The following is a 21822-nucleotide window of genomic DNA, read 5'->3' on the forward strand; positions in this document are numbered from 1 at the left end:
GCGTCATGTCCACCAAGCACACGCTCTCCGTCCTGGTCGAGAACAAGCCCGGTGTCCTCGCCAGGATCACCGCCCTGTTCTCCCGCCGCGGCTTCAACATCGACTCCCTCGCCGTGGGCGTCACCGAGCACCCCGACATCTCCCGCATCACCATCGTCGTGAATGTCGAGGACCTGCCGCTCGAACAGGTCACGAAGCAGCTCAACAAGCTCGTCAACGTCCTGAAGATCGTCGAACTGGAGCCGGGCGCCGCCGTGGCCCGCGAGCTCGTCCTCGCCAAGGTGCGCGCCGACAACGAGACGCGCTCCCAGATCGTCGAGATCGTCCAGCTGTTCCGCGCCAAGACCGTCGACGTCTCCCCGGAGGCCGTCACCATCGAGGCCACCGGCAGCAGCGACAAGCTGGAGGCCATGCTCAAGATGCTGGAGCCCTTCGGCATCAAGGAGCTCGTCCAGTCCGGCACCATCGCGATCGGCCGGGGCTCCCGCTCCATCACCGACCGCAGCCTGCGCGCCCTGGACCGGTCCGCGTAACGAGAACCGGACCGCATGGCGAGACCGGCAGACTTCCCATCCCACGCCCGCCGTACGGTGGGACGCAACACCAGCACACATAGGAGATTCCCAGTGGCCGAGCTGTTCTACGACGACGACGCCGACCTGTCCATCATCCAGGGCCGCAAGGTCGCGGTCATCGGTTACGGCAGCCAGGGCCACGCCCACGCGCTGTCGCTCCGTGACTCGGGTGTCGACGTCCGCGTCGGTCTGCACGAGGGCTCCAAGTCCAAGGCCAAGGCCGAGGAGCAGGGCCTGCGGGTCGTCACCCCGTCCGAGGCGGCGGCCGAGGCCGACGTCATCATGATCCTGGTGCCGGACCCGATCCAGGCCCAGGTCTACGAGGAGTCCATCAAGGACAACCTCAAGGACGGCGACGCGCTGTTCTTCGGCCACGGCCTGAACATCCGCTTCGGCTTCATCCAGGCCCCCGAGGGCGTCGACGTCTGCATGGTCGCCCCCAAGGGTCCGGGCCACCTGGTGCGCCGCCAGTACGAGGAGGGCCGCGGCGTTCCGTGTATCGCGGCCGTCGAGCAGGACGCCACCGGCAACGGCTTCCAGCTGGCGCTCTCGTACGCCAAGGGCATCGGCGGCACGCGGGCGGGCGTCATCAAGACGACCTTCACCGAGGAGACCGAGACCGACCTCTTCGGCGAGCAGGCCGTGCTCTGCGGCGGCACCGCCGCGCTGGTCAAGGCGGGCTTCGAGACCCTGACCGAGGCGGGCTACCAGCCGGAGATCGCGTACTTCGAGTGCCTCCACGAGCTGAAGCTGATCGTGGACCTCATGTACGAGGGCGGCCTGGAGAAGATGCGCTGGTCGGTCTCCGAGACCGCCGAGTGGGGCGACTACATCACCGGCCCGCGGATCATCACGGACGCCACCAAGGCCGAGATGAAGAAGGTCCTGACCGAGATCCAGGACGGCACCTTCGCCAAGCAGTGGATGGACGAGTACCACGGCGGCCTGAAGAAGTACAACGAGTACAAGACCCAGGACGAGAACCACCTCCTGGAGACCACGGGCAAGGAGCTGCGCAAGCTCATGTCCTGGGTCAACGACGAGGAGTGAGTGTTCCTCGGGTCCGGGGCTGATGCCTCGGGGCTCCGCCCCGGACCCCGCTCCTCAAACGCCGGAGGGGCTTGATGCTCCCCGTGCGAGTGATCCTTCCCCCGGAGCGGGGGAAGCGGTCGCGGCACGCCACTACACTTCTGTTCAACATTCGCGTCGGGCCCACAGCGTCGTGCGTCTTCCACGCGGCTAAGCGACTCCGCCTGCGGCCGTCGGGACGGCCGTCCGCAAGGGACTTGTGAGGACTCACGTGAGCACTGCTGCCAACGGCAAACCCGTCGTACTCATCGCTGAAGAGCTGTCGCCCGCGACTGTCGACGCCCTGGGCCCGGACTTCGAGATCCGCCACTGCAACGGCGCGGACCGGGGCGAGCTGCTCCCCGCGATCGCCGACGTCGACGCGATCCTCGTCCGCTCCGCGACCAAGGTCGACGCCGAGGCCATCGCCGCCGCCAGGAAGCTGAAGGTCGTCGCCCGCGCGGGCGTCGGTCTCGACAACGTCGACGTCTCCGCCGCCACCAAGGCCGGCGTGATGGTCGTCAACGCCCCGACCTCGAACATCGTCACCGCCGCCGAGCTGGCCTGCGGTCTGCTCCTGGCCACCGCGCGCAACATCCCGCAGGCCAACACCGCCCTGAAGAACGGCGAGTGGAAGCGGTCGAAGTACACCGGCGTCGAGCTCGCCGAGAAGACCCTCGGCGTCGTCGGCCTCGGCCGGATCGGCGCCCTCGTCGCCCAGCGCATGAGTGCCTTCGGCATGAAGGTCGTCGCCTACGACCCGTACGTGCAGCCCGCGCGTGCCGCGCAGATGGGCGTGAAGGTCCTCTCCCTCGACGAGCTGCTCGAGGTCTCGGACTTCATCACGGTCCACCTGCCCAAGACCCCCGAGACCCTCGGTCTCATCGGTGACGACGCGCTGCACAAGGTCAAGCCGAGCGTCCGCATCGTCAACGCCGCGCGGGGCGGCATCGTGGACGAGGAGGCGCTGCACTCCGCCCTCAAGGAGGGCCGCGTCGCGGGCGCCGGTCTCGACGTGTACGCGAAGGAGCCCTGCACGGACTCCCCGCTCTTCCAGTTCGACCAGGTCGTCTGCACCCCGCACCTCGGCGCCTCCACGGACGAGGCACAGGAGAAGGCGGGCATCGCCGTCGCCAAGTCGGTGCGGCTCGCCCTCGCCGGTGAGCTCGTCCCCGACGCGGTGAACGTGCAGGGCGGCGTCATCGCCGAGGACGTCCGCCCCGGGCTGCCGCTCGCCGAGAAGCTCGGCCGGATCTTCACCGCCCTCGCGAGCGAGGTCGCGGCCCGCCTCGACGTCGAGGTGTACGGCGAGATCACCCAGCACGACGTCAAGGTGCTCGAACTGTCCGCGCTGAAGGGCGTGTTCGAGGACGTCGTCGACGAGACCGTGTCGTACGTGAACGCGCCGCTGTTCGCCCAGGAGCGTGGCGTCGAGGTCCGCCTGACCACCAGCTCCGAGTCGCCCGACCACCGCAACGTGGTCACCGTGCGCGGCACGCTCGCCGGTGGTGAGGAGATCGCCGTCTCCGGCACGCTGGCCGGTCCCAAGCACCTCCAGAAGATCGTCGCCATCGGTGAGTACGACGTGGACCTGGCCCTCGCCGACCACATGGTCGTCCTGCGGTACCAGGACCGTCCGGGCGTCGTCGGCACGGTGGGCCGCGTCCTCGGCGAGGCGGGCATCAACATCGCGGGCATGCAGGTCGCGCGGGCCGACGTGGGCGGGGAGGCGCTGGCCGTCCTGACCGTCGACGACACGGTGCCGCAGCCTGTGCTCAACGAGCTTGCGGCGGAGACGGGGGCGGAGTCCGCGCGCGCGGTGGACCTCACGGACTAGTACGCCCAATGCGTCCTAGTACGCCCAGTACGCCGCGCCTTCGGTTGCCGTAGATCACCGGCTTCGCCGAGTTCGTCCTCACACGCCGGACGGGCTGGAAATCCCGCGCTCATGCTCGGGTACTTCCGGTTCGTCCGGCGTTTGGGCTTCACGGACCGTTACGCCGCGCAGTGCCGTCGAGGCCAGCAGAGCCGCTGCCAGCAGAAGTACCGCCCCCGTCACCGCCGCGGCGTGCATCCCGTCGGTGAACGCGGTGCGGGAGACGGTCAGCAGGGCGTCCGCCGCGTCGGCCGGCAGATGCCGCGCCGCCGCCACCGCGCCGCCGAGCGTCTCGTGGGCCTCGGCCGGGGCGGAGCCGGGGATCCGGGCGCGGTACACCGCGTTGCCGATGGAGCCGAGGAGTGCCATGCCCATGGCTCCGCCGAACTCCTGGCCGGTCTCCAGGAGAGAGGACGCGGTGCCCGCCTTCTCCGGCGGGGCCGCGCCGAGCGCCAGGTCGGTGAGTTGCGAGCCGACGATGACGGCGCCGCAGGCGAGGACGCCCGCTCCGGCGAGGACGAGCCAGAGGGAATCGGTGCCGGTGACGGCGAGCAGGCCGTAGCCGCAGGCGGAGAGGGCGAAGCCGGTGGCGACGACATGGGCGCGGTTCATGCCGCGCTGGACGAGTGCCGTGGCGACGGGCGCGGCGAAGCCGATGAGGACCGAGGGCAGCAGCGCCCACAGCGCCGCTTCCAGGGCGCTGTTGCCGAGCACGGACTGCAGGTACTGGGTGGTGAAGTAGGCCGAACCCATCATCGCGAGCGAGGAGATGAGGTTCAGCGAGACGGCGGCGCCGAAGGCCCGGCCGCGGCCGCGGAAGAGGTCCGGCGGGACCATCGGAGAGGCGGCGGTGCGCTGGCGGCGGACGAAGAGGGCGGCGAAGCCGAGGCCGACGGCGACCGACGCGACGTAGGGGACCTCGATGCCCTCGATCGGCAGCTCCTTGAGGCCCCAGACGAGCGGCAGTACGGCGGCCATGGAGAGCGGCACGCTCAGCAGGTCGAACCGGCCGGGGCTCGGGTCCTTGGACTCCGGGATGAGGACCGGCGCGAGGACCAGGAGCAGCACCATCGCGGGCAGGTTGACCAGGAAGACCGAGCCCCACCAGAAGTGTTCGACGAGTACGCCGCTCAGCACCGAGCCGAGCGCGATGCCTGCGACCATCACGCCCTGCCACATGCCGATCGCCTTCGCGCGCTGGCCGGCGTCGCGGAACATGGTGCGTACGAGGGCCAGTGTGGACGGCATCAGGGTCGCGCCGCCGATGCCGAGGACCGCGCGGGCCGCGATCAGCGTCTCGGCGCTGTCCGCGTACGCGGCGGTGAGCGAGGCCGCGCCGAAGGCCGTGGCGCCGAACATGAGGAGCCTGCGGCGGCCGACGCGGTCCCCGAGGGAGCCCATCGTCATCAGCAGTCCGGCGAGCACGAAGGCGTAGATGTCGAAGATCCACAGCTGTTGAGTGCCGCTGGGGCGCAGGTCGGCGCTGATCTCCGGGATCGCGAAGTACAGGACGGAGACGTCCATCGAGACCAGGAGCAGCGGGAGCATCAGGACGGCAAGGGCCGTCCATTCCTTGCGGGTGGCGCGCGGGTTCGTCTGCATGGCGAGGACAGTACGGGCGTCTTAGACGCTTGTCTAGTACGTCTGTATAGATCATGCGTGTAGGACGGCCGTATGGCCCGGCGTAGGGTGCCCGCATGGGACACCGTGAAGATCTGCTCGAAGGGGCGAAGCGCTGCCTGCTGGAGAAGGGGTTCATGCGCACGACGGCCCGCGACATCGTGAAGGAGTCCGGGACGAACCTCGGCTCCATCGGCTACCACTACGGGTCGAAGGACGCGCTGCTGGTGGAGGCGTTCATCGCGCTCGTCGAGCCGATGGGTGACGGGTTCGAGGGCTCACGGGCCGAGGAGGGCGGCGAGCCGGGCGGGCTTGAGCGCTTCCGGAAGGTGTGGGAGAACATCATCCGCTCGGTGCCCGAGTCGCGGCCCATCTGGATGATGACCCTGGAGGTCGTCACGCAGGGCGAACGTCTCGCGGGGATCCGCGAGTTGCTGATCGAGGCGCAGAAGGAGGGGCGCAGCGGGCTCGCGGCGCTGTTCACCGGCATCGAGGAGAGCGAGCTCCCGGACGACGTCGTGGAGAGCGAGGGCCGGTTCTACACCACGCTTCTCAACGGCCTGATGGTGCAGTGGCTCTTCGACCCGGAATCCGCGACGACCGCCGAGCAGCTCACCGAGGGCCTGCGGCGGGTGATGGACCGGGCGGCCAGGACCGGCTGAGGCCGGCCCGCGGTGCGGACCGGCCTCAGGGCAGTGGGGGTCAAGACCACTTGATGCAGGCGGCGGGGACCCAGCCCCGCTTCTTGTTGAACTCGCTGCCGTACAGCCACTTGGTGCTGGTCTTGCCGCACAGCTTGTACTTCTGGCCCGTGAAGAAGTGGCCGTCGCTGCAGAGGTAGCCCTTCTTGCCCTTGTTCCACTGGCTGACGGCGGTGGCGTTCACCTTGGCGTGGGTGCGCACCTTGACCGCCTCCTTGGCGGGGACGTTGACGATGCCGCGGGAGCAGTCGGGCTTCGACGCGGCGACGGCGGTGCCGCTCGTGGCGACGGTGGTGCCGACGAGGGCGAGGGCGGAGAAGGCGACCGCGGGGGCCAACAGCCTGAACTTCATGAGGTGTGGGTTCTCCCGTGTGTAAGGGATGGATCTTCGGACGCGGAGAACCGTACCGCCTCCCGATCATGGACATGGCGGTCCGTTGCGCGGCTCTTACAGTCGTGACGACTTCAGGACCATGTGCAGCAGCAGCCGGTCCTCGCCGTCGTCCAGATCGAGGCCGGTGAGCTGCTCCACGCGGGAGAGCCGGTAGTAGAGGGTCTGGCGGTGGATGCCCAGGTCCGCGGCGGCGCGGCCCGCCTGGCCCGCGCAGTCGAGGAACACCTCGGCGGTGCGGGCGAGTTCGCGGTGCGCGGGCCCGAGGAGTTCCTTGCCCACCGGGTCGTGCGCGGCCTCCGGGGGCAGTGCGGTCAGCAGGCGGTAGGGGCCCACGTCCGACCACTGGGCCACCGGGGCGAAGCGCCGCTCGGCCAGCGCAGCCCGCGCCGCCCCCGACGCCTCCCACCAGGCGGCACCCAGCTCCTCCAGGCCGTGCCTGGCCCCCGCGATGCCTGCCGCGGCGCCCGGCACCGCGTCCAGGAGGCGGGACGCCGCCGTGTGCGCGGGGGACAGCGCGTCGGCCGAGCGCAGCCGCACCAGGGCGGCCAGGGACTGCGCGGTGGTGCCCCACGGCACCGTGCACACCGCCGCCGCGCCCGGCACCGTACGGGCCGCCGGGGCGTCGTCCGGGTCGGCCGAGCGCCACGGGGCCACGCAGACCACCGCGTGCAGTCCGTCGCCGCGGGCGCCGAGCGCCGTGCGCAGGGCGGCGACCGCCATGTCGCGCTGCCAGCCGCGCTCCGCCGTCAGGACCGCGCGGAACTCCCTGGTCAGGTCGGCGCCCGCCTGCGCCTCGTCGGCGAGCAGCGCGCCGATCCGGGTGGCCACCTCCATGGCGGCGGTCAGCTGCTGCTCGCTCGGCCCCGGCTCGCCGTCGAGGAGCCATACGTATCCGAGGGCGAAGCCGCGATGGCGCACGGGAAGACAGACGCGCCCCCGGTGGACGCCCGCCTCCGGGGTCGGCGGGATGCGGACGGGGGCCGTGGCGCGGGTGATGCCGAAGCTCTCGAACCAGGAGCGGACCTCGGCCGTGGACCGGCGGGTCAGGATCGAGCGGGTCCTGACCGGGTCGAGGACGCTCGCGTCGAAGCCGCTCTCGCCGTCGCCGCCGCCGTCGTGCGCACCGAAGGCGATCAGCTCGAAATCGCGGTTCTCCAGGGTCGCCGGGGCGCCGAGCAGCGCCGAGATCTCGTCGACCAGTTCTTGGTAATCACCCTTCACCACCCCATTCTCACGCACCCCGCGCAGTTCTTCAGACATCTGTCTGAGATCCAGGGCACGGATGCGTGACAGCTGTCGATGGCCCGCGTTCCGGTGGATCCTTAGATTTCACGGTGGTTCTCCGTGCCGTACCGCCGCATTCCCCTACGTGTGGGGCCATGTCGGTACAGCCATCGATTTCGTACACCCGTGGAGGTGCCCCGTGCTGGGTCCCGTGATCCTCGCCGCGTCACGCAGCGACAAGATGCGCCGTTTCGTCTCGGCGGCCCCCGGCACCAAGCAGGTCGTCGCCCGGTTCATCGCCGGTGAGGGCGTCGATCAGGTCGTCCCGGTCGTCGTCGACGCCGCCGACAAGGGCCTTGAGGTCACCCTCGACGTGGTGGGCGAGGACATCACCACCGTCGAGCAGTCCCACGCCGCCCGCGACGCCTACCTGGAGCTCATCGAGCGCCTGAAGGACCTCGGGCTCGGCACGAGGGCCGAGATGTCGGTGAAGCTGTCGATGTTCGGCCAGGCGCTTGAGGGCGGCCACGAGCTCGCCCTCGCCAACGTGCGGCCCGTCGTCGAGGCCGCCGCGGCCATCGGCACCACGGTCACCCTGGACGCCGAGGACCACACCACCCTCGACTCGATGTTCGCCATCCACGACGAGCTGCGGAAGGACTTCCCGCAGACCGGCTGCGTCATCCAGGCCTACCTCTTCCGCACCGAGGCCGACGCCCGCAGGCTCGCCGAAAACGGCAGCCGGGTGCGTATCGTGAAGGGTGCCTACAAGGAGCCTGCCGAGGTCGCGTACCAGGACAAGGCCGAGATCGACAAGGCGTACGTCCGGATCCTGCGGATCCTGATGGAGGGCGAGGGGTACCCGATGATCGGGTCCCACGACCCGCGCCTGATCTCCATCGCACAGGAGCTCGCGCGGCGCGCGGGGCGCAAACTGGACGAGTACGAATTCCAGATGCTGTACGGCATCCGCAGCGACGAGCACCTGCGCCTCGCGGCGGAGGGCCACCGGATGCGCGTGTACACCGCCTACGGCACCGACTGGTACGGCTACTTCATGCGCCGTCTCGCGGAGAAGCCGGCGAACCTCCTCTTCTTCGGCCGCTCCATCCTCACCAAGGGCTGAGCTCCCTTCCCCCGACCCCCCTTAAGGAGATACGGAACTCATGGACGCTGTGACCCAGGTCCCCGCGCCGGTCAACGAGCCGGTGCACGGCTACGCGCCCGGCTCCCCGGAGCGCGCCCGTCTCGAGGCCAAGCTCAAGGAGCTGTCCGAGAACCCGATCGAGCTGCCGATGACCATCGGTGGCGTCAAGCGCCTCGGGGGCGGCGAGCCCTTCCAGGTCGTGCAGCCGCACAACCACAAGGTCGTCATCGGCAACGGCCGCGGCGCCACGCAGCAGGACGCCCAGGACGCGATCGACGCGGCCCTCGCCGCCGCCCCGGCGTGGCGCGCGATGTCCTTCGACGACCGCGCCGCGATCATCCTGCGCGCCGCCGAGCTGCTCTCCACGACGTGGCGCGAGACGCTGGCCGCCTCCACGATGCTCGGTCAGTCGAAGACCGCCCAGCAGGCCGAGATCGACACCCCGTGCGAGCTCGTCGACTTCTGGCGCTTCAACGTGAAGTACGCCCGTGACCTGCTCGCCGAGCAGCCCCCGGCCAACGCCACGGGTGTCTGGAACCGCCTCGACCACCGCCCGCTCGAGGGCTTCGTCTACGCGATCACGCCGTTCAACTTCACGGCCATCGCGGGCAACCTCCCCACCGCCCCCGCCCTGATGGGGAACGTGGTGGTCTGGAAGCCGAGCCCCACGCAGACCCACGCCGCCGTGCTGCTCATGCAGCTCCTGGAGGAGGCCGGGCTACCCAAGGGCGTCATCAACCTCGTCACCGGTGACGGCATCGCCGTCTCCGAGGTCGCCCTGAACCACCGCGACCTGGCCGGCATCCACTTCACCGGCTCGACCCCGACCTTCCAGCACCTGTGGAAGACGGTCGGCGAGAACATCAAGAAGTACCGCACCTACCCGCGCCTCGTCGGCGAGACGGGCGGCAAGGACTTCGTCGTCGCGCACCCGAGCGCCGACCGCGCGATCCTCAAGACCGCGCTGACCCGCGGCTCCTTCGAGTTCCAGGGCCAGAAGTGCTCGGCGACCTCGCGCGCCTACATCCCGGCCTCCATCTGGAACGACGGGTTCAAGGAGGAGTTCGCGGCCGAGGTCGACGGCATCAAGATGGGTGACGTCACCGACCTGTCGAACTTCATCGGCGCGGTCATCGACGAGCGCGCGTTCGCCAAGAACAAGGCGGCCATCGACCGCGCCAAGGCGGACGACACCTGCACGATCGTCGCGGGCGGCACCTACGACGACTCGGTCGGCTACTTCGTGCGCCCGACCGTCGTCGAGTGCACCGACCCGGCCAACGAGGTCTTCACGACCGAGTACTTCGGCCCGTTCCTCGCCGTGTACGTCTACGACGACGCCAAGTACGACGAGATGCTGGCCCAGATGGAGTCCGTCTCCGACTACGCGCTGACCGGCTCGGTCATCGCGAACGACCGCGCCGCCGCCGCGTACACGATGGAGAAGCTCCGCTACGCCGCGGGCAACTTCTACATCAACGACAAGTCGACCGGCGCCGTCGTCGGCCAGCAGCCCTTCGGTGGCGGCCGCGGCTCCGGCACCAACGACAAGGCGGGCGCCCCGCAGAACCTGCAGCGCTGGACGCTGACCCGCGCCATCAAGGAGACGCTGGTCCCGCCGACCGAGTACGGCTACCCGCACATGGGCTGACGCCCGCCGCGAGCCCCTGCGGCCCGCCCCCGAACCCCGCCTCCGACCTGGGCCCCACCCCGGTCGGAGGCGGCGTCGTATCCGCCCGCGAGTCCGGGGTCAGCCGCCGAGCGCGTCGACGACGACGCGGGTGATGTCCTCGGCGATGCGGTCCTCGCCGGGGGTGTCCGCGTCGAGGCGGGTCGTGTAGACGGAGATCACCAGGGGCGCATTCCGCGGCGGCCAGGCGACGGCCACGTCGTTGACCCCGCCGTAGGCCGGGGAGCCGGTCTTGTCGCCGGCCCGCCAGCCCGTGGGCAGCCCGGCCCGGATCCGCTTGTCGCCGGTGGTGTTCTCCACGAGCCACCGGGTCAGCTGGCCGCGGTCGAGCGGGTGGAGGGCGTCGCCGACGACGAGCCTGTGCAGATTCGCCGTCATGGCGGCGGGCGTCGTCGTGTCGCGCCGGTCGCCGGGGATGTTGCTGTTGAGGTCGGGCTCCCACCGGTCGAGGCGGGTGCGGGTGTCGCCGAGGGAGCGCGCGAACCCGGTGATGCCGGACGGGCCGCCGAGGCGCCGCAGCAGCAGGTTGGCGGCGCTGTTGTCGCTGTACGTGATGGCCGCGTCGCACAACTCCCGTACGGTCATGCCGGTTTCGAGATGCAGCTCGGTACGCGGCGAGTACGTGACGAGGTCGTCGCGCCCGTACCGGATCAGTATGTCGAGCAGTCCGGGCTCCTGCTCCCGCGCCCTGCGCAGGACGGCCGCGCCGGCCAGGACCTTGAACGTCGAGGCGAGGGCGAACCTTTCGTGTGCGCGGTAGCCGACGGTGGCGCCGGTGCCGGTGTGCAGCGCGTGGACGCCGATGCGGCCCGGATAGCTCTCTTCGATCTCGCGCAGCCTGCGCCGGACATCGCCACCGGTCGCCGCCCTGGCGCCGCCCGCCGGGGCCGCCGCCTTCGCGGTGCCCGGGACGGAGAGGAGCACGGGGGCGGCGGCCGCGGCGCCGAGGAGCGTTCTGCGGGAGGGGGTCGAGTTCATGATCCCGACGGTACCGGGGCGCGCCGTTCAGACCTCTACGAGAACCTGGTCCAGGGATTTGCGTACGAGGTCGGGGACCCGGCACTCCGGCGCCGGATAGCCGACGGGGATCACCGCGAACGCCTTCTCGTTCTCGGGGCGGCCGAGCACCTGCTGGAGGAAGCGCATGGGGCTCGGCGTGTGGATCAGCGCGGCCAGGCCGGACAGGTGCAGGGCGGAGAGCAGCATCCCCACCGCGATGCCGACCGATTCGTCGACGTAGTAGTGCTTGTGCTTGGTGCCGTCCTCGCCCAGCCAGTACCGCTGCTGGAAGACGACGATCAGCGCGGGCGCGTCCGTCAGGTGCGGCTTCACCTCGTCCGTGCCGAGCGGGCGCAGGGCCGCGAGCCACTCCTCGCCGAGGCGGCCGTCGTAGGAGATCTGCTCCTCGTGCTCGGCGGCCTCGCGGATGCGGCGGCGGATCTCCGGGTCCTGGACGAGGACGAACGTCCACGGCTGCTGGTGCGCGCCGGACGGGGCTGTCGCCGCGCAGGCGATGGCGTCGCGCACGACCTGCGTGGGCACGGGGTCGGGGGCGAACTGGCGCACGGTCCGCCGCTCCCGCATCCGGTCCCTCAACTCGGCCGCGTGCGCGAGGGATTCGGCCTCGGGCATCCGCGCGGGGCGGTAGGGAACGGAGCGGTAGGGCTCGCCGTGGATGGGGGTCCACTCTCGCTGCTGCTCGGTCTCAGGCATGGTCAGATTCTGCGGCGTGAGGCGGGTCCGGCGCCATGGTGCAGACCAATTCCGGCCCTCGTGGGGCCGGAACGGTACGGTCAGCTCCACCCCGCCACGATGAGCGAGAGCCCGACCGCGAACCCGCCGCCGAGCAGCGCCAGGTAGAGCCCGTAGAGCCGCCGCAGCCGGTGGGCCAGGAATCCGAGGGTGCCGAACGCCAGGCCCACCGAGAGGGTGCGGGAGCCGCGCGAGAGCGCCGAGCGGGCCAGCCAGGCGGACGGCGCGGTGCCCGCGCGGCCCGCCTCACGTGCGTACACCTTGAAGGGGATGCCGTTCCAGGGCTGGTGGCGGACGGCCGCCGCGGACTCGGCGGAGAGCTCGTGGCGTACCTCGGCCCGCATCCGGTCGGTCGTCAGAGGCTGCGGCAACTGCACGCCGCTCGCGGCGAGTTGGAGCGCGAGGAGGCCGCCCGCGAGGCTCCCCGCGAGGGCCGCGAGGGACAGCTTCAGGGCCCGGCGCGGTACCGCCGCGCACGCGATCGCGAGGAACAGCTCCGGCATCAGCGGCCAGCTCAGCGCCTCCGCGCACGCCCACGCGAAGCCGAGCGCGAGGCCCGTGCGGGACGCGGCGACCGCGGCGACGCGCTTGCGCGCGCGGGAGTCGGCGAGCGGCTCGGACGTCGTACGCCGGTGCAGCGCCGCCACCGCGTCGCGGGCCTCCTCCGGGCCGGTGGTCGCGGGCAGCGGCGCACCGATGGTGATCCGCACCAGGGCGGGGCGGAGCCTGCCGTGCTTGGGCAGCAGGCGGTCCGTGCCCGCGATGGCGACCGGGACGACGGGGACGCCCGCGTGCTCCGCGAGGACCAGTGCCCCGCGGTGGAACGAGCCCAGCTCGCCGTCCCGCGCGCGGGTGCCCTCGGGGAAGAGGACGACGGCGCGGCCCGCGCGCAGTCCGGCCGACCGGGACAGCAGGTCGTCCATGCCGCCGCCGGTGCGGCGCACCGGGAAGCCGGCGGCCAGGCGGCTGCAGATCCGGCGCCGCCACGGCGAGGCGAACCAGTAGTCGGCTGCCGCGCCGATCGCGGGGGCGTGGCGGGCGTCGAGGGCGGCGATCAGGGCCGCGGTGTCCGCGTGGGAGGAGTGGTTGGCGACGACCACGCAGCCGCCGGGCGGGAGCCGGCCGCGCCGTTCCACTCCTCCGGTGAGGGTGAGCAGGGTCCACCACAGGGCGCGGCGGAGGTACGCGGCGGGCGAGATCCGTGGGCCGGACGCGCGGCTCGGCCGGTCACCGGCTCCGCCATCGACCGCCGGACGGCTTCGAGTTGCCCTCACAGCGTCACCAGCATCGTCAGCGACAGCGCCACGAGCAGCGAGTCGATCCGGTCGAGCAGCCCGCCGAACCCCGGCAGCCAGCTCCCCGCGTCCTTCACGCCCGCCTCCCGCTTGACCATCGACTCAAGGAGGTCACCGAGGACGCAGCCGACGAGCACCGCGGCCCACAGGGCAGGGGAGAACGCGCCGACCGCGGCCAGCGCCGCGGCCGTCGCCCCAGCCGCCCCCACGACGCCCGCCCAGGTCTTGTGGGGCGACAGCGGGGAGAGCGGGCGGGCGAGCGGCCCGCCGCGCCCGAGCGCCGTGCCGCCGCACCATGCCCCCACGTCCCCGAACGCCACCGCGACGCCCACCGCCACCGCCGTGTCGCCGAGCAGGACGAGGCCGCTCAGGGAGACCGGGATCCACAGGAGTCCGAAAACCGTGCGGCACGCGCGCGTGAAGCCTTGCGCGGTGTCCGCGGAGAAGAGCGCCACCGCCGCGGCGGCGATCAGGGCCACGCCCGTCGCGCGCAGGCCGAGTGCTTCGGGCGCGGTCCACGCGAGGCCGGGCACGGCCACCGCCGCGCCGCCGAGGACGGCGCGCTCGCCCCGGGGCAGCGCCGCCATCCGCGCGTACTCGCCGACCGCGATCACACCGAGCCCGGCCGCCAGCGCGAACGCCCCGGCGCGCCCCAGGAGGAACGCGCCGAGGAAGAGCGGCGCGGCCAGCGCCCAGGTCCGCCACCGCTTGCGCAGCTCGCCCCGCATCCGCACCCGCGAGGGCAGCGCCGCGACGGCGACGCCGCCCGCCCCCAGCACCCCGGCGACCACGGGCACCGCCCGCCCCACGGCCTCACCCGCGAGAAGTCCCGCACTCATCGCGCACCGCCCGACTCCGCCGGGGCGTCCTGGCCCAGTTCCCGCCACAGCCGGGCAAGGCGCAGGCCCGCCGTCAGTGCGGAGCCCGCCGCGATCACAGCGAGGACCGGGGTCACCCAGCCGGAGGCCGCCGCCACCACGACCAGCGCGCAGCGTTCCGTCTTGCCGACCGGGCCGCCGTTCAGGCGTCCGGCGCCCGCCGCCGCGCCCGCGAGAGACACCCAGGACGGCAGCGTCGCCGCCAGTCCCGCCGTCGCCACCAGCCACAGCGGGGCCAGTGCCAGGAAACCGGCGAGGACGGCCAAGTCGGCTGCGCGGTCGCCGAGTTCGTTGAGGAGCGCGCCCCTGCGCGTCGTGCGGCCGGTGTCGCGGGCCAGCGCGCCGTCGAGGTTGGCGAAGGCCAGGCGCGCGGCGAGCAGCACGGCGACCACCGGCGCCGAGGCGCCGAAGGGGAGCCCGGCGAGTGCGACGGCGGCGCCCGCCGCGCAGACGACGCCCGCCAGCGTGAGGGTGTCGGGCGACACCTCGCGACGGGCGAGCGCGGTACGCACGCCGGACAGCTTGTCCGCGTACCAGGGCTTGAGAGCGTAGAGGCCGTTCATGGCGCCGACTCTGCCGCCGTTCTGGCGCGGGCAAATCGGGGTGCGTACTCAGATGCGGCCTGAGTACGGTAGGCCCGTGAACACCCTGCGTACCGCTCACACCAGTGGCCTGACCGCGACCGAACTGCGCGCCGCGCGCGCCCTGTTGGACGAGGCCTTCGACGGAGACTTCAGCGACCACGACTGGGAGCATGGCCTCGGCGGGGTCCATGCCCTCGTCCACGACGAGGAGGGGCAGCTGGTCGCGCACGGTTCGGTGGCGCAGCGGCGAATCCTGCACAACGGCCGTTCTCTGCGCATCGGTTACGTCGAAGCGGTCGCCGTCCGCCCCGACCGGCAGCGCCAGGGCCTCGGCGGGCAGGTCATGGACGCCCTGGAGCGGGTCATCGACGGGGCGTACGAGCTGGGGGCGCTCTCCGCGTCCGACGACGGGGCGCGGCTGTACCTCGGGCGCGGCTGGCAGGAGTGGAAGGGCGCGGTCGGCGCGCTCGGTCCGCAGGGCCCGGTCCACCTGCCCCACGAGGAGCCCCCGCTGCTGTGGGGCGCGGATCTCGACCCGGCGTACGAGCTGCTCATCGACTGGCGGGACGGGGACGTCTACTGAGCCGGGCGTCTGCCGGGCCGGACATCCGTGCAGGTCAGGCGGGAGCCGTCTCAGATAGTAGGAAGTCCGAGTAATTGTGGAGACAGACGCTCCGATCTCCCTTAGCTTGGTAGGAGCCGAACGTCTCGCTCGATCAAGCGAATGGCGGTCGTGAGCCGGAGCCGCACGCAGGCAACCCCTGCCGCTCCACCGCTCCCCGCCCGTTGGGGGTTGCCCCCACACTTCAGGTTTGTGGGGGAGTCTCGAATACACGCTTCCCGCAAGGAGTGGATCTCCCATGGCCGAGACGACCGCACGCCGAGTCCGTCACACCTCCCGTACGACCGACTCCGAGCGCAAGAACGCCGCCGCAGCCCTCCAGCGAGCACTCGACCGCAGGGACAACGGCGGCGCGACGGGCCACTGAGCCCGCGCTTCCCCCGACCGGCCCAGCCGTCCCCTACGAACCCCGCACCACCTCGAATTGGTCGACGCGCTCGCCGCTCTCGGCGAGCGCGGAGACCGAGAGCTTCGGGTGCGCGCCGGCCGTCACCTCCACTGCGAGGAACGAGTAGCCGGTGTAGCGCACCCGTGACCACTCCACGGTCTCGGGGTGGGGCTCGCGGGACTTCGTCCAGTGGAAGGTCGCGATGCTCTCGTGATCGTGGACGTTGCCCTCGTGGCTGTCCCGCACGCCCGGGCCGAAGCCGTACAGGTCCTTGCCCGCGCCGCCCGCGGTGACGTACACGATGCCGTCGCGCGTCGGATCGGTCGACGCGCCGACCGGCACGGGCCTGCCGACCCGGCCGTCCCTGATCGCGTCCGTGCGTTCGTAGACGTGGTTGTGGCCGTTGACGACCAGGTCCACCTGGTGCCTGGTGAACAGTTCGAGCCACGCGTCGCGCACCCCGCCGTCGGAGGCGTGCGTCGACGTCGAGTACGCGCAGTGGTGGAAGAAGACCACCACGAAGTCCACGGCGTCGTCCGCGCGCAGCTCGCGCAGTCGCCGGTCGAGCCAGGCGGTCTGCCGGCCGTCCGTGCAGCCCCTGTTGGCGGGCATCTCGTACGAGACGTCGTTGGCGTCGAGCGCGACGACACCGACGTTGCCGTACCTGAAGGAGTAGACGCCCGGCGCGCCCGCCGGGTCGAAGCCGTTGTCGGGGAGCGACCAGCGGGCGTACTGGCCGCCGTAGCCGTTCGGCGAGTACCACGCCTCCATGTCGTGGTTGCCGGTGGTCACCATCCACGGCACCGACTTCGCGACGGACTCGGTCTGCGCGAGGAAGGTGTCCCACACGCGCGCGTCGTAGGTGTCCGACTCCTTGCCGTGGCCGGTGGTGTCCGCGTAGCAGAGGTCGCCCGCGTGCAGATGGAAGGACGGGTTCTGGCCCAGGATCACGTGGTCGTTGGCGAGCGCGTGGTGGCTGACGCCCTGGTCGCCGAAGGCCGTGAAGACGAACTTCTCCGCCCGCGCGGGCGCCGTCCTGAACGTGCCGGTCGTCGCCATCCGCTCGGGCGATGCCGGGTCGAAGCCGTCGTGGCCGACGCCGTAGTAGTACGTGGTGCCGGGCGCGAGGCCGTCGAGCGCGGCGTGCAGGTAGTACTGCTCGACCGCGGGCAGCTCCTCGGCGAGCGACGGGGTATGCAGGGCGCGCACCTCCGCCTCGATCTTCTGGCCCAGCTCCCACGGCTTCGCTCCCACGCGTACGTAGGGGGACTTGACCGCGAACGGCACCTGCCAGGAGATCCGCATCTGGGTCCGCGGGTCGGCGCCGAAGGCGAGATGCCGCCCGAAGGGGGCCACGAGCCTGCCGTCGACCCGCACCGGTGCGGACGGCGCGGGCAGGGGGCGCGCCGCCGACGGGCTCCCGCCGCCGGTGGCGCGCGAACCGCCGCCGAGCAGGGCCGCGCCGCCCACCGCTCCGGCCGTCGCGAACGAACCGGCGAGCACCTTGCGGCGGGAGAGCCTGCCGCGCAGGTAGGCGTGCTGCTCCGGCATGCTCATCCGGGCCGCGAGCCGCTCCGGAATGCCGACGTTCGGGGTGTCCATGACTAGAGAAGTTCCCAGCGCGGGCCAACTGGGGCCAGTCGTCGGGGTGAACAGAATTCGACGACGGGGCGACTGTCCGTATGCCGGACATCCGGTGTCATCCCGTGGGACGGAGAGTAGGGTGCGGACATGTCTCGCAGCATCAATCTCGCAGTCATCCCCGGAGACGGCATCGGCCCAGAGGTCGTGGCCCAGGGGCTCAAGGTCCTCAACGCCGTGCTTCCGCAGGACGTGAAGCTGGAGACGAGAGATTTCGACTTCGGCGCCAAGCGGTACCACGCCACCGGTGAGACCCTCACCGACACCGACGCGGCCGCCCTCGAGCAGCACGACGCGATCCTCCTCGGCGCGATCGGCGACCCCTCGGTCCCCTCCGGCGTCCTGGAGCGCGGCTTCCTGCTGAAGCTCCGCTTCCTCTTCGACCACCACGTGAACCTGCGGCCCTCCAAGCTGCTCCCGGGCGTCGCGACCCCGCTGGCCGGCCAGCCCGCGATCGACTTCGTCGTGGTGCGCGAGGGCACCGAGGGCCCCTACACGGGCAACGGCGGCACCATCCGCGAGGGCACCCCGCACGAGGTGGCCACCGAGGTCTCCGTCAACACCGCCTTCGGTGTGGAGCGCGTGGTCCGCGACGCCTTCGCGCGCGCCCAGGCCCGCCCGCGCAAGAAGCTGACGCTGGTCCACAAGAACAACGTGCTGACCTACGCCGGACACCTCTGGACGAACACCTTCAACAAGGTCGCCGAGGAGTTCCCCGACGTCACCACCGACTACATCCACGTCGACGCCGCGACGATCTACCTCGTCACCGACCCGGCCCGCTTCGACGTGATCGTCACCGACAACCTCTTCGGCGACATCATCACCGACCTCGCCGCGGCCGTCTCCGGCGGCATCGGCGTCGCGGCCTCCGGAAACATCAACCCGAGCCGCGAGTACCCGTCCATGTTCGAGCCGGTGCACGGCTCCGCGCCGGACATCGCGGGCCAGGGCAAGGCCGACCCCACGGCCACCGTCCTCTCCGTCGCGCTCCTGCTGCGTCACCTCGGGTACGAGGCGGAGGCCGCCCGCATCGAGGACGCCGTCGCCGCCGACCTCGCGGAGCGCGGCGACACCGTGCGCAGCACCGAGCAGATCGGCGACGCGCTCGCCGTACGAGTAGCGGGCTGACCCGGCAGCGCGCAGACCAGACAGCAGCCGCCGGGTCCTCATCGGCACCCGGCGGCTTCTCGTATCCGGCTCCCGGGTGTCACCATCGACCCCCGGGCCGCAATCATGCCGTTTCTTCCTCGGGACCCCACGGGCGATAATCGAACGTGGGGCCGTGAAAGCAGCAGGGAAACTCGGACGTCCCAGTACTGGGCGTACGAATTGAGCGCGGTCCGTCACCATCACACGTGAAGGACTGAAGTACTCATGACGACGACGCCGACCATCGAGCTCAAGCCCTCCTCGACGCCGCTGGCCTCAGCCGAGCGCGAGGCGATCCTGGCGAACCCCGGGTTCGGCCGCCACTTCACCGATCACATGGTGACGATCAAGTGGACGGAGGGCCGCGGCTGGCACGACGGACAGCTGGTGCCTTACGGTCCGCTGGCGCTCGACCCGGCGACCAACGTCCTGCACTACGCCCAGGAGATCTTCGAGGGCCTCAAGGCCTACCGCCAGCCCGACGGCTCGGTGGCCTCCTTCCGCCCCGACGCCAACGCCCGCCGCTTCCAGGCCTCCGCGCGCCGCCTCGCCATGCCGGAGCTGCCGGTCGAGACGTTCATCGAGGCGTGCGACGCGCTGGTCCAGCAGGACAAGGCGTGGGTTCCGGCGCACGGTGGCGAGGAGTCCCTCTACCTGCGCCCGTTCATGATCGCCACCGAGGTCGGCCTCGGCGTGAAGCCCGCCAACGAGTACCTCTTCGTCGTCATCGCCTCGCCCGCCGGCGCCTACTTCCCCGGTGGCGTCAAGCCCGTCTCGATCTGGCTCTCCGAGGACCGCGTGCGGGCCGTGCCCGGCGGCATGGGCGACGCCAAGACCGGCGGCAACTACGCGGCGTCGCTGCTCGCGCAGGCGGAGGCGGCGGCCAGGGGCTGCGACCAGGTGGCCTACCTCGACGCGGTCGAGCACAAGTGGGTCGAGGAGCTCGGCGGCATGAACCTGTACTTCGTGTACGGGGACCGGATCGTCACGCCCACCCTGACGGGGTCCCTGCTCGCCGGCATCACCCGCGACTCGCTCCTCACGGTCGCCCGCGATCTCGGCTACGCCTCCGAGGAGGGCCGCGTCTCCATCGACCAGTGGAAGACCGACTCCGAGAACGGCACCCTCACCGAGGTCTTCGCCTGCGGCACGGCGGCGGTCATCACGCCGGTCGGCACGGTCAAGAGTGCGGCGGGGGAGTGGCGGCAGAGTGGTGGCGAGCCGGGTGAGGTCACGATGAGGCTGCGTGAGGCGTTGCTGGACATTCAGCGCGGCACGGTTGAGGACCAGCACGGCTGGATGCACGACCTCGGCTGAGCGGGCTCGGTAGCGCCCCTGGCGGGGCGGGGGCGCGCCTGTGCGTGTACCTGCGCGCCGGGTGCCTGCTTTCGTCTGCGGGCCGGTGGGGGCTGGTCGCGCAGTTCCCCGCGCCCCTGGTGGTGACCCGGCGTCTGCCTTTCGTCTGCGGGCCGGTGGGGGCTTGTCGCGCAGTTCCCCGCGCCCCTGGCCGGACCTCATCGCCGCACAACGTCGACGCACCGCCCCCCCGCGCCCTGACGGCGAAGCCGCTCAGGGGCGCGGGGAACTGCGCGACCAGCCACGATGGACCCGCGGGCGAGTGATAAGGGGCGCGGGGAACTGCGCGACGTCAGCCACGTCGGGCCCGCGGGTGAGTGATAAGGGGCGCGGGGAACTGCGCGACGTCAGCCACGTCGGGCCCGCGGGGGGCGGCGTTCAGCTCGTCAGGGGCTGCTCCTCCGTGAGGGGGAGCGGGGGCAGGGGCGAGGCGCGGCGGGTCAGCGTCGCGTACGTCAGGCCGCCGACCACGCCCGACAGCAGGAAGCTGCAGTCGACCCCGCCCGTCAGGGAGAGCAGCGGGCCCTCGTACGAGGGCAGGGAGACCGCGAGCAGACCGACCACCGCACCCAGCGCCCACGCCGTGGTGGCCCGGACGTTCCAGCCGGAGCGGTACCAGTAGGCCCCACCCCTGGAGCGGCGGTTGAAGACCTGGAGGGCCTCCGCGTCGTACTCCCCGCGACAGCGCGTGAAGCCGATCAGCGTGATGACCGCCCACGGTGTGCCGATGGCCGTCAGGAGCAGGACGAAGGACGTCATCGCGTCCTGCGCCTCCCAGGCGAAGTGCCCGGCGAAGACGCACGCGGTGGCGACGACGGCGACCGTGCAGGTGGCCCGCGCACGGGACGCGCGGGGCAGGATCGCGTCCAGGTCGAGGCCCATGGAGTAGAGCATCAGGCCCGCGTTGCCGACCGAACCGGCGGAGGCGGCGAGCAGCAGCGGGAGCAGGTACCAGGTGGGGGACGCGTCGACGAGCCCGCCCGCGTAGTCGAGGGCGGCGCGCGCCGCGTACGCGGTGAACGTGCCGAAGAGCTGGGGGATCAGGAGCCCCGCGATCAGGCCGAGCCAGGCCGCGCCGAGCACCTTGCGGGAGCTGTGCCGGGCGGGGGAGACGTAGCGGGTGTAGTCGCCGAGCAGGGTGATGAAGGCGATCGGTCCCGACAGGCCCGCCGCCACGAGCGCGAGCAGCCACGTCGGCCAGAACGAGCCGAGCGCGTAGCCGCCCGCCCCGGGCAGCGCGGAGGCCGTGAAATCGGGGCCGTACGCGACAACGCCGAGGACCAGCAGCGCCGTCATGCCGACGGCGAGGACGCGGGAGAGACGGAGCAGCACGCGGTAGCCGTGGACGGCGCCCGTGACGGTGGCCGCCGCGAGCAGGGCGTAGACCACGGAGTACGAGACGCCGTCGGCCGGCAGGCCGAGCAGGCGGTGCAGCGTGCCCACCATCACGTCGCCGCCGATCCAGATGGTCAGCGCGGTGTAGCCGAGCGAGAGCAGCAGCCCCACGACCGAGCCGACCAGCCGGCCGCGCACGCCGAACTGGGCGCCGGACGACGTGGAGAGGTTCGTCCCGGTGCGCAGCGAGACCAGGGCGAGTGGCGCGGTCAGTGCCGTGCCGATCACCGTGCCCGCCGCCACCGCGCCGACCGACTCCCACCAGCCGAGGCCGAACGACACCGGCAGCCAGCCGAAGACGATCACTCCCAGGCAGAGGTTGGAGCCGATGAGGATCGACACGAGATCACGGGGGCCGCTGGTGCGCTCCCCGTCCGGGATGGTGTCGACTCCGCGCTGTTCTATCGGCATGAGGGTGCCCCTGACGCTCGCTTGGTCCCGATGGTTGCCCCGACATTTGAGCA

The 21822-nt window shown here is 71.6% G+C and carries 20 protein-coding genes; 10 read left to right on the forward strand and 10 right to left on the reverse strand.

Features of this window, described 5'->3' with window-relative positions; all coding sequences use genetic code 11:
* Positions 1–5 precede the first annotated feature (5 nt).
* The 3 genes from ilvN (at position 6) to serA (ending at position 3480) form a co-directional block, all read left to right on the forward strand.
* Complete coding sequence (ilvN, locus tag ACFVYR_RS09800) at positions 6–533, forward strand: acetolactate synthase small subunit (RefSeq protein ID WP_030785263.1); 528 nt, start codon at positions 6–8, stop codon at positions 531–533.
* A gap of 93 nt (positions 534–626) precedes the next feature.
* Positions 627–1625, forward strand: a complete 999-nt coding sequence (ilvC, locus tag ACFVYR_RS09805; RefSeq protein ID WP_384249793.1) for a ketol-acid reductoisomerase — start codon at positions 627–629, stop codon at positions 1623–1625.
* Between the two features lie 250 nt (positions 1626–1875).
* The gene (gene serA, locus ACFVYR_RS09810) at positions 1876–3480 is read left to right on the forward strand and encodes a phosphoglycerate dehydrogenase (protein WP_384249795.1); all 1605 of its coding nucleotides are present in this window, start codon (positions 1876–1878) and stop codon (positions 3478–3480) included.
* Between the two features lie 78 nt (positions 3481–3558).
* Here serA and ACFVYR_RS09815 read toward each other — a convergent pair whose 3' ends face one another.
* Positions 3559–5121: an MFS transporter gene (locus tag ACFVYR_RS09815; protein ID WP_384249798.1), complete on the reverse strand. Its 1563-nt coding sequence runs from the start codon at positions 5119–5121 to the stop codon at positions 3559–3561.
* A 95-nt stretch (positions 5122–5216) separates the two neighbouring features.
* On the opposite strand from ACFVYR_RS09815, the gene ACFVYR_RS09820 reads away from it, so the two are divergent.
* Complete coding sequence (locus ACFVYR_RS09820) at positions 5217–5801, forward strand: TetR/AcrR family transcriptional regulator (RefSeq protein ID WP_384249800.1); 585 nt, start codon at positions 5217–5219, stop codon at positions 5799–5801.
* A gap of 40 nt (positions 5802–5841) precedes the next feature.
* Here ACFVYR_RS09820 and ACFVYR_RS09825 read toward each other — a convergent pair whose 3' ends face one another.
* Positions 5842–6192 (reverse strand): hypothetical protein, encoded by a 351-nt coding sequence (locus tag ACFVYR_RS09825; RefSeq protein WP_384249802.1) that lies wholly within the window; start codon positions 6190–6192, stop codon positions 5842–5844.
* A gap of 96 nt (positions 6193–6288) precedes the next feature.
* Positions 6289–7494: a PucR family transcriptional regulator gene (locus tag ACFVYR_RS09830; protein WP_384249805.1), complete on the reverse strand. Its 1206-nt coding sequence runs from the start codon at positions 7492–7494 to the stop codon at positions 6289–6291.
* Between the two features lie 163 nt (positions 7495–7657).
* On the opposite strand from ACFVYR_RS09830, the gene ACFVYR_RS09835 reads away from it, so the two are divergent.
* Both ACFVYR_RS09835 and pruA read left to right on the forward strand, forming a co-directional pair.
* A complete protein-coding gene (locus ACFVYR_RS09835) occupies positions 7658–8584 on the forward strand; it encodes a proline dehydrogenase family protein (RefSeq protein ID WP_384249807.1) in 927 nt (308 codons plus the stop codon).
* 40 nt (positions 8585–8624) lie between these two features.
* Entirely contained in the window at positions 8625–10256 is a 1632-nt protein-coding gene (gene pruA, locus ACFVYR_RS09840) for an L-glutamate gamma-semialdehyde dehydrogenase (protein WP_384249810.1), read from the forward strand.
* Positions 10257–10355: 99 nt separating this feature from the next.
* Here pruA and bla read toward each other — a convergent pair whose 3' ends face one another.
* From bla to ACFVYR_RS09865, 5 genes are all read right to left on the reverse strand, one after another.
* Positions 10356–11273: a class A beta-lactamase gene (gene bla, locus ACFVYR_RS09845; protein ID WP_384249812.1), complete on the reverse strand. Its 918-nt coding sequence runs from the start codon at positions 11271–11273 to the stop codon at positions 10356–10358.
* A 27-nt stretch (positions 11274–11300) separates the two neighbouring features.
* Entirely contained in the window at positions 11301–12008 is a 708-nt protein-coding gene (locus tag ACFVYR_RS09850; RefSeq protein WP_384249815.1) for a nitroreductase family protein, read from the reverse strand.
* Positions 12009–12088: 80 nt separating this feature from the next.
* Positions 12089–13246 (reverse strand): lysophospholipid acyltransferase family protein, encoded by a 1158-nt coding sequence (locus ACFVYR_RS09855; protein WP_384250211.1) that lies wholly within the window; start codon positions 13244–13246, stop codon positions 12089–12091.
* Positions 13247–13317: 71 nt separating this feature from the next.
* Complete coding sequence (locus ACFVYR_RS09860) at positions 13318–14181, reverse strand: phosphatidate cytidylyltransferase (RefSeq protein ID WP_384249817.1); 864 nt, start codon at positions 14179–14181, stop codon at positions 13318–13320.
* On the reverse strand, positions 14178–14783 hold the full coding sequence (locus ACFVYR_RS09865; RefSeq protein WP_384249819.1) for a CDP-alcohol phosphatidyltransferase family protein: 606 nt from the start codon (positions 14781–14783) through the stop codon (positions 14178–14180). Before ACFVYR_RS09865 ends, ACFVYR_RS09860 begins: the two co-directional genes overlap by 4 nt.
* Before the next feature lie 52 nt (positions 14784–14835).
* Here ACFVYR_RS09865 and ACFVYR_RS09870 point away from each other — a divergent pair, with 52 nt between their 5' ends.
* Together ACFVYR_RS09870 and ACFVYR_RS09875 are read left to right on the forward strand one after the other, a co-directional pair.
* Positions 14836–15387, forward strand: a complete 552-nt coding sequence (locus tag ACFVYR_RS09870; protein ID WP_384249822.1) for a GNAT family N-acetyltransferase — start codon at positions 14836–14838, stop codon at positions 15385–15387.
* A 277-nt stretch (positions 15388–15664) separates the two neighbouring features.
* Positions 15665–15793 carry a hypothetical protein gene (locus ACFVYR_RS09875; protein ID WP_384249824.1) on the forward strand — a complete coding sequence of 43 codons (129 nt, stop codon included), beginning with the start codon at positions 15665–15667 and terminating at the stop codon, positions 15791–15793.
* Between the two features lie 33 nt (positions 15794–15826).
* On the opposite strand, the gene ACFVYR_RS09880 is transcribed toward ACFVYR_RS09875, so the two are convergent.
* Entirely contained in the window at positions 15827–17416 is a 1590-nt protein-coding gene (locus tag ACFVYR_RS09880) for a purple acid phosphatase family protein (protein ID WP_384249827.1), read from the reverse strand.
* Positions 17417–17545: 129 nt separating this feature from the next.
* Between ACFVYR_RS09880 and ACFVYR_RS09885 the strand changes: the two genes are divergently transcribed.
* The gene (locus ACFVYR_RS09885; protein ID WP_384249830.1) at positions 17546–18586 is read left to right on the forward strand and encodes a 3-isopropylmalate dehydrogenase; all 1041 of its coding nucleotides are present in this window, start codon (positions 17546–17548) and stop codon (positions 18584–18586) included.
* A 246-nt stretch (positions 18587–18832) separates the two neighbouring features.
* The gene (locus ACFVYR_RS09890) at positions 18833–19924 is read left to right on the forward strand and encodes a branched-chain amino acid aminotransferase (protein WP_384249832.1); all 1092 of its coding nucleotides are present in this window, start codon (positions 18833–18835) and stop codon (positions 19922–19924) included.
* Between the two features lie 417 nt (positions 19925–20341).
* On the opposite strand, the gene ACFVYR_RS09895 is transcribed toward ACFVYR_RS09890, so the two are convergent.
* Complete coding sequence (locus tag ACFVYR_RS09895) at positions 20342–21769, reverse strand: cytosine permease (RefSeq protein ID WP_384249834.1); 1428 nt, start codon at positions 21767–21769, stop codon at positions 20342–20344.
* Positions 21770–21822 lie beyond the last annotated feature (53 nt).

The sequence above is a fragment of the Streptomyces sp. NPDC058284 genome (assembly GCF_042881135.1).
Lineage (GTDB): Bacteria > Actinomycetota > Actinomycetes > Streptomycetales > Streptomycetaceae > Streptomyces.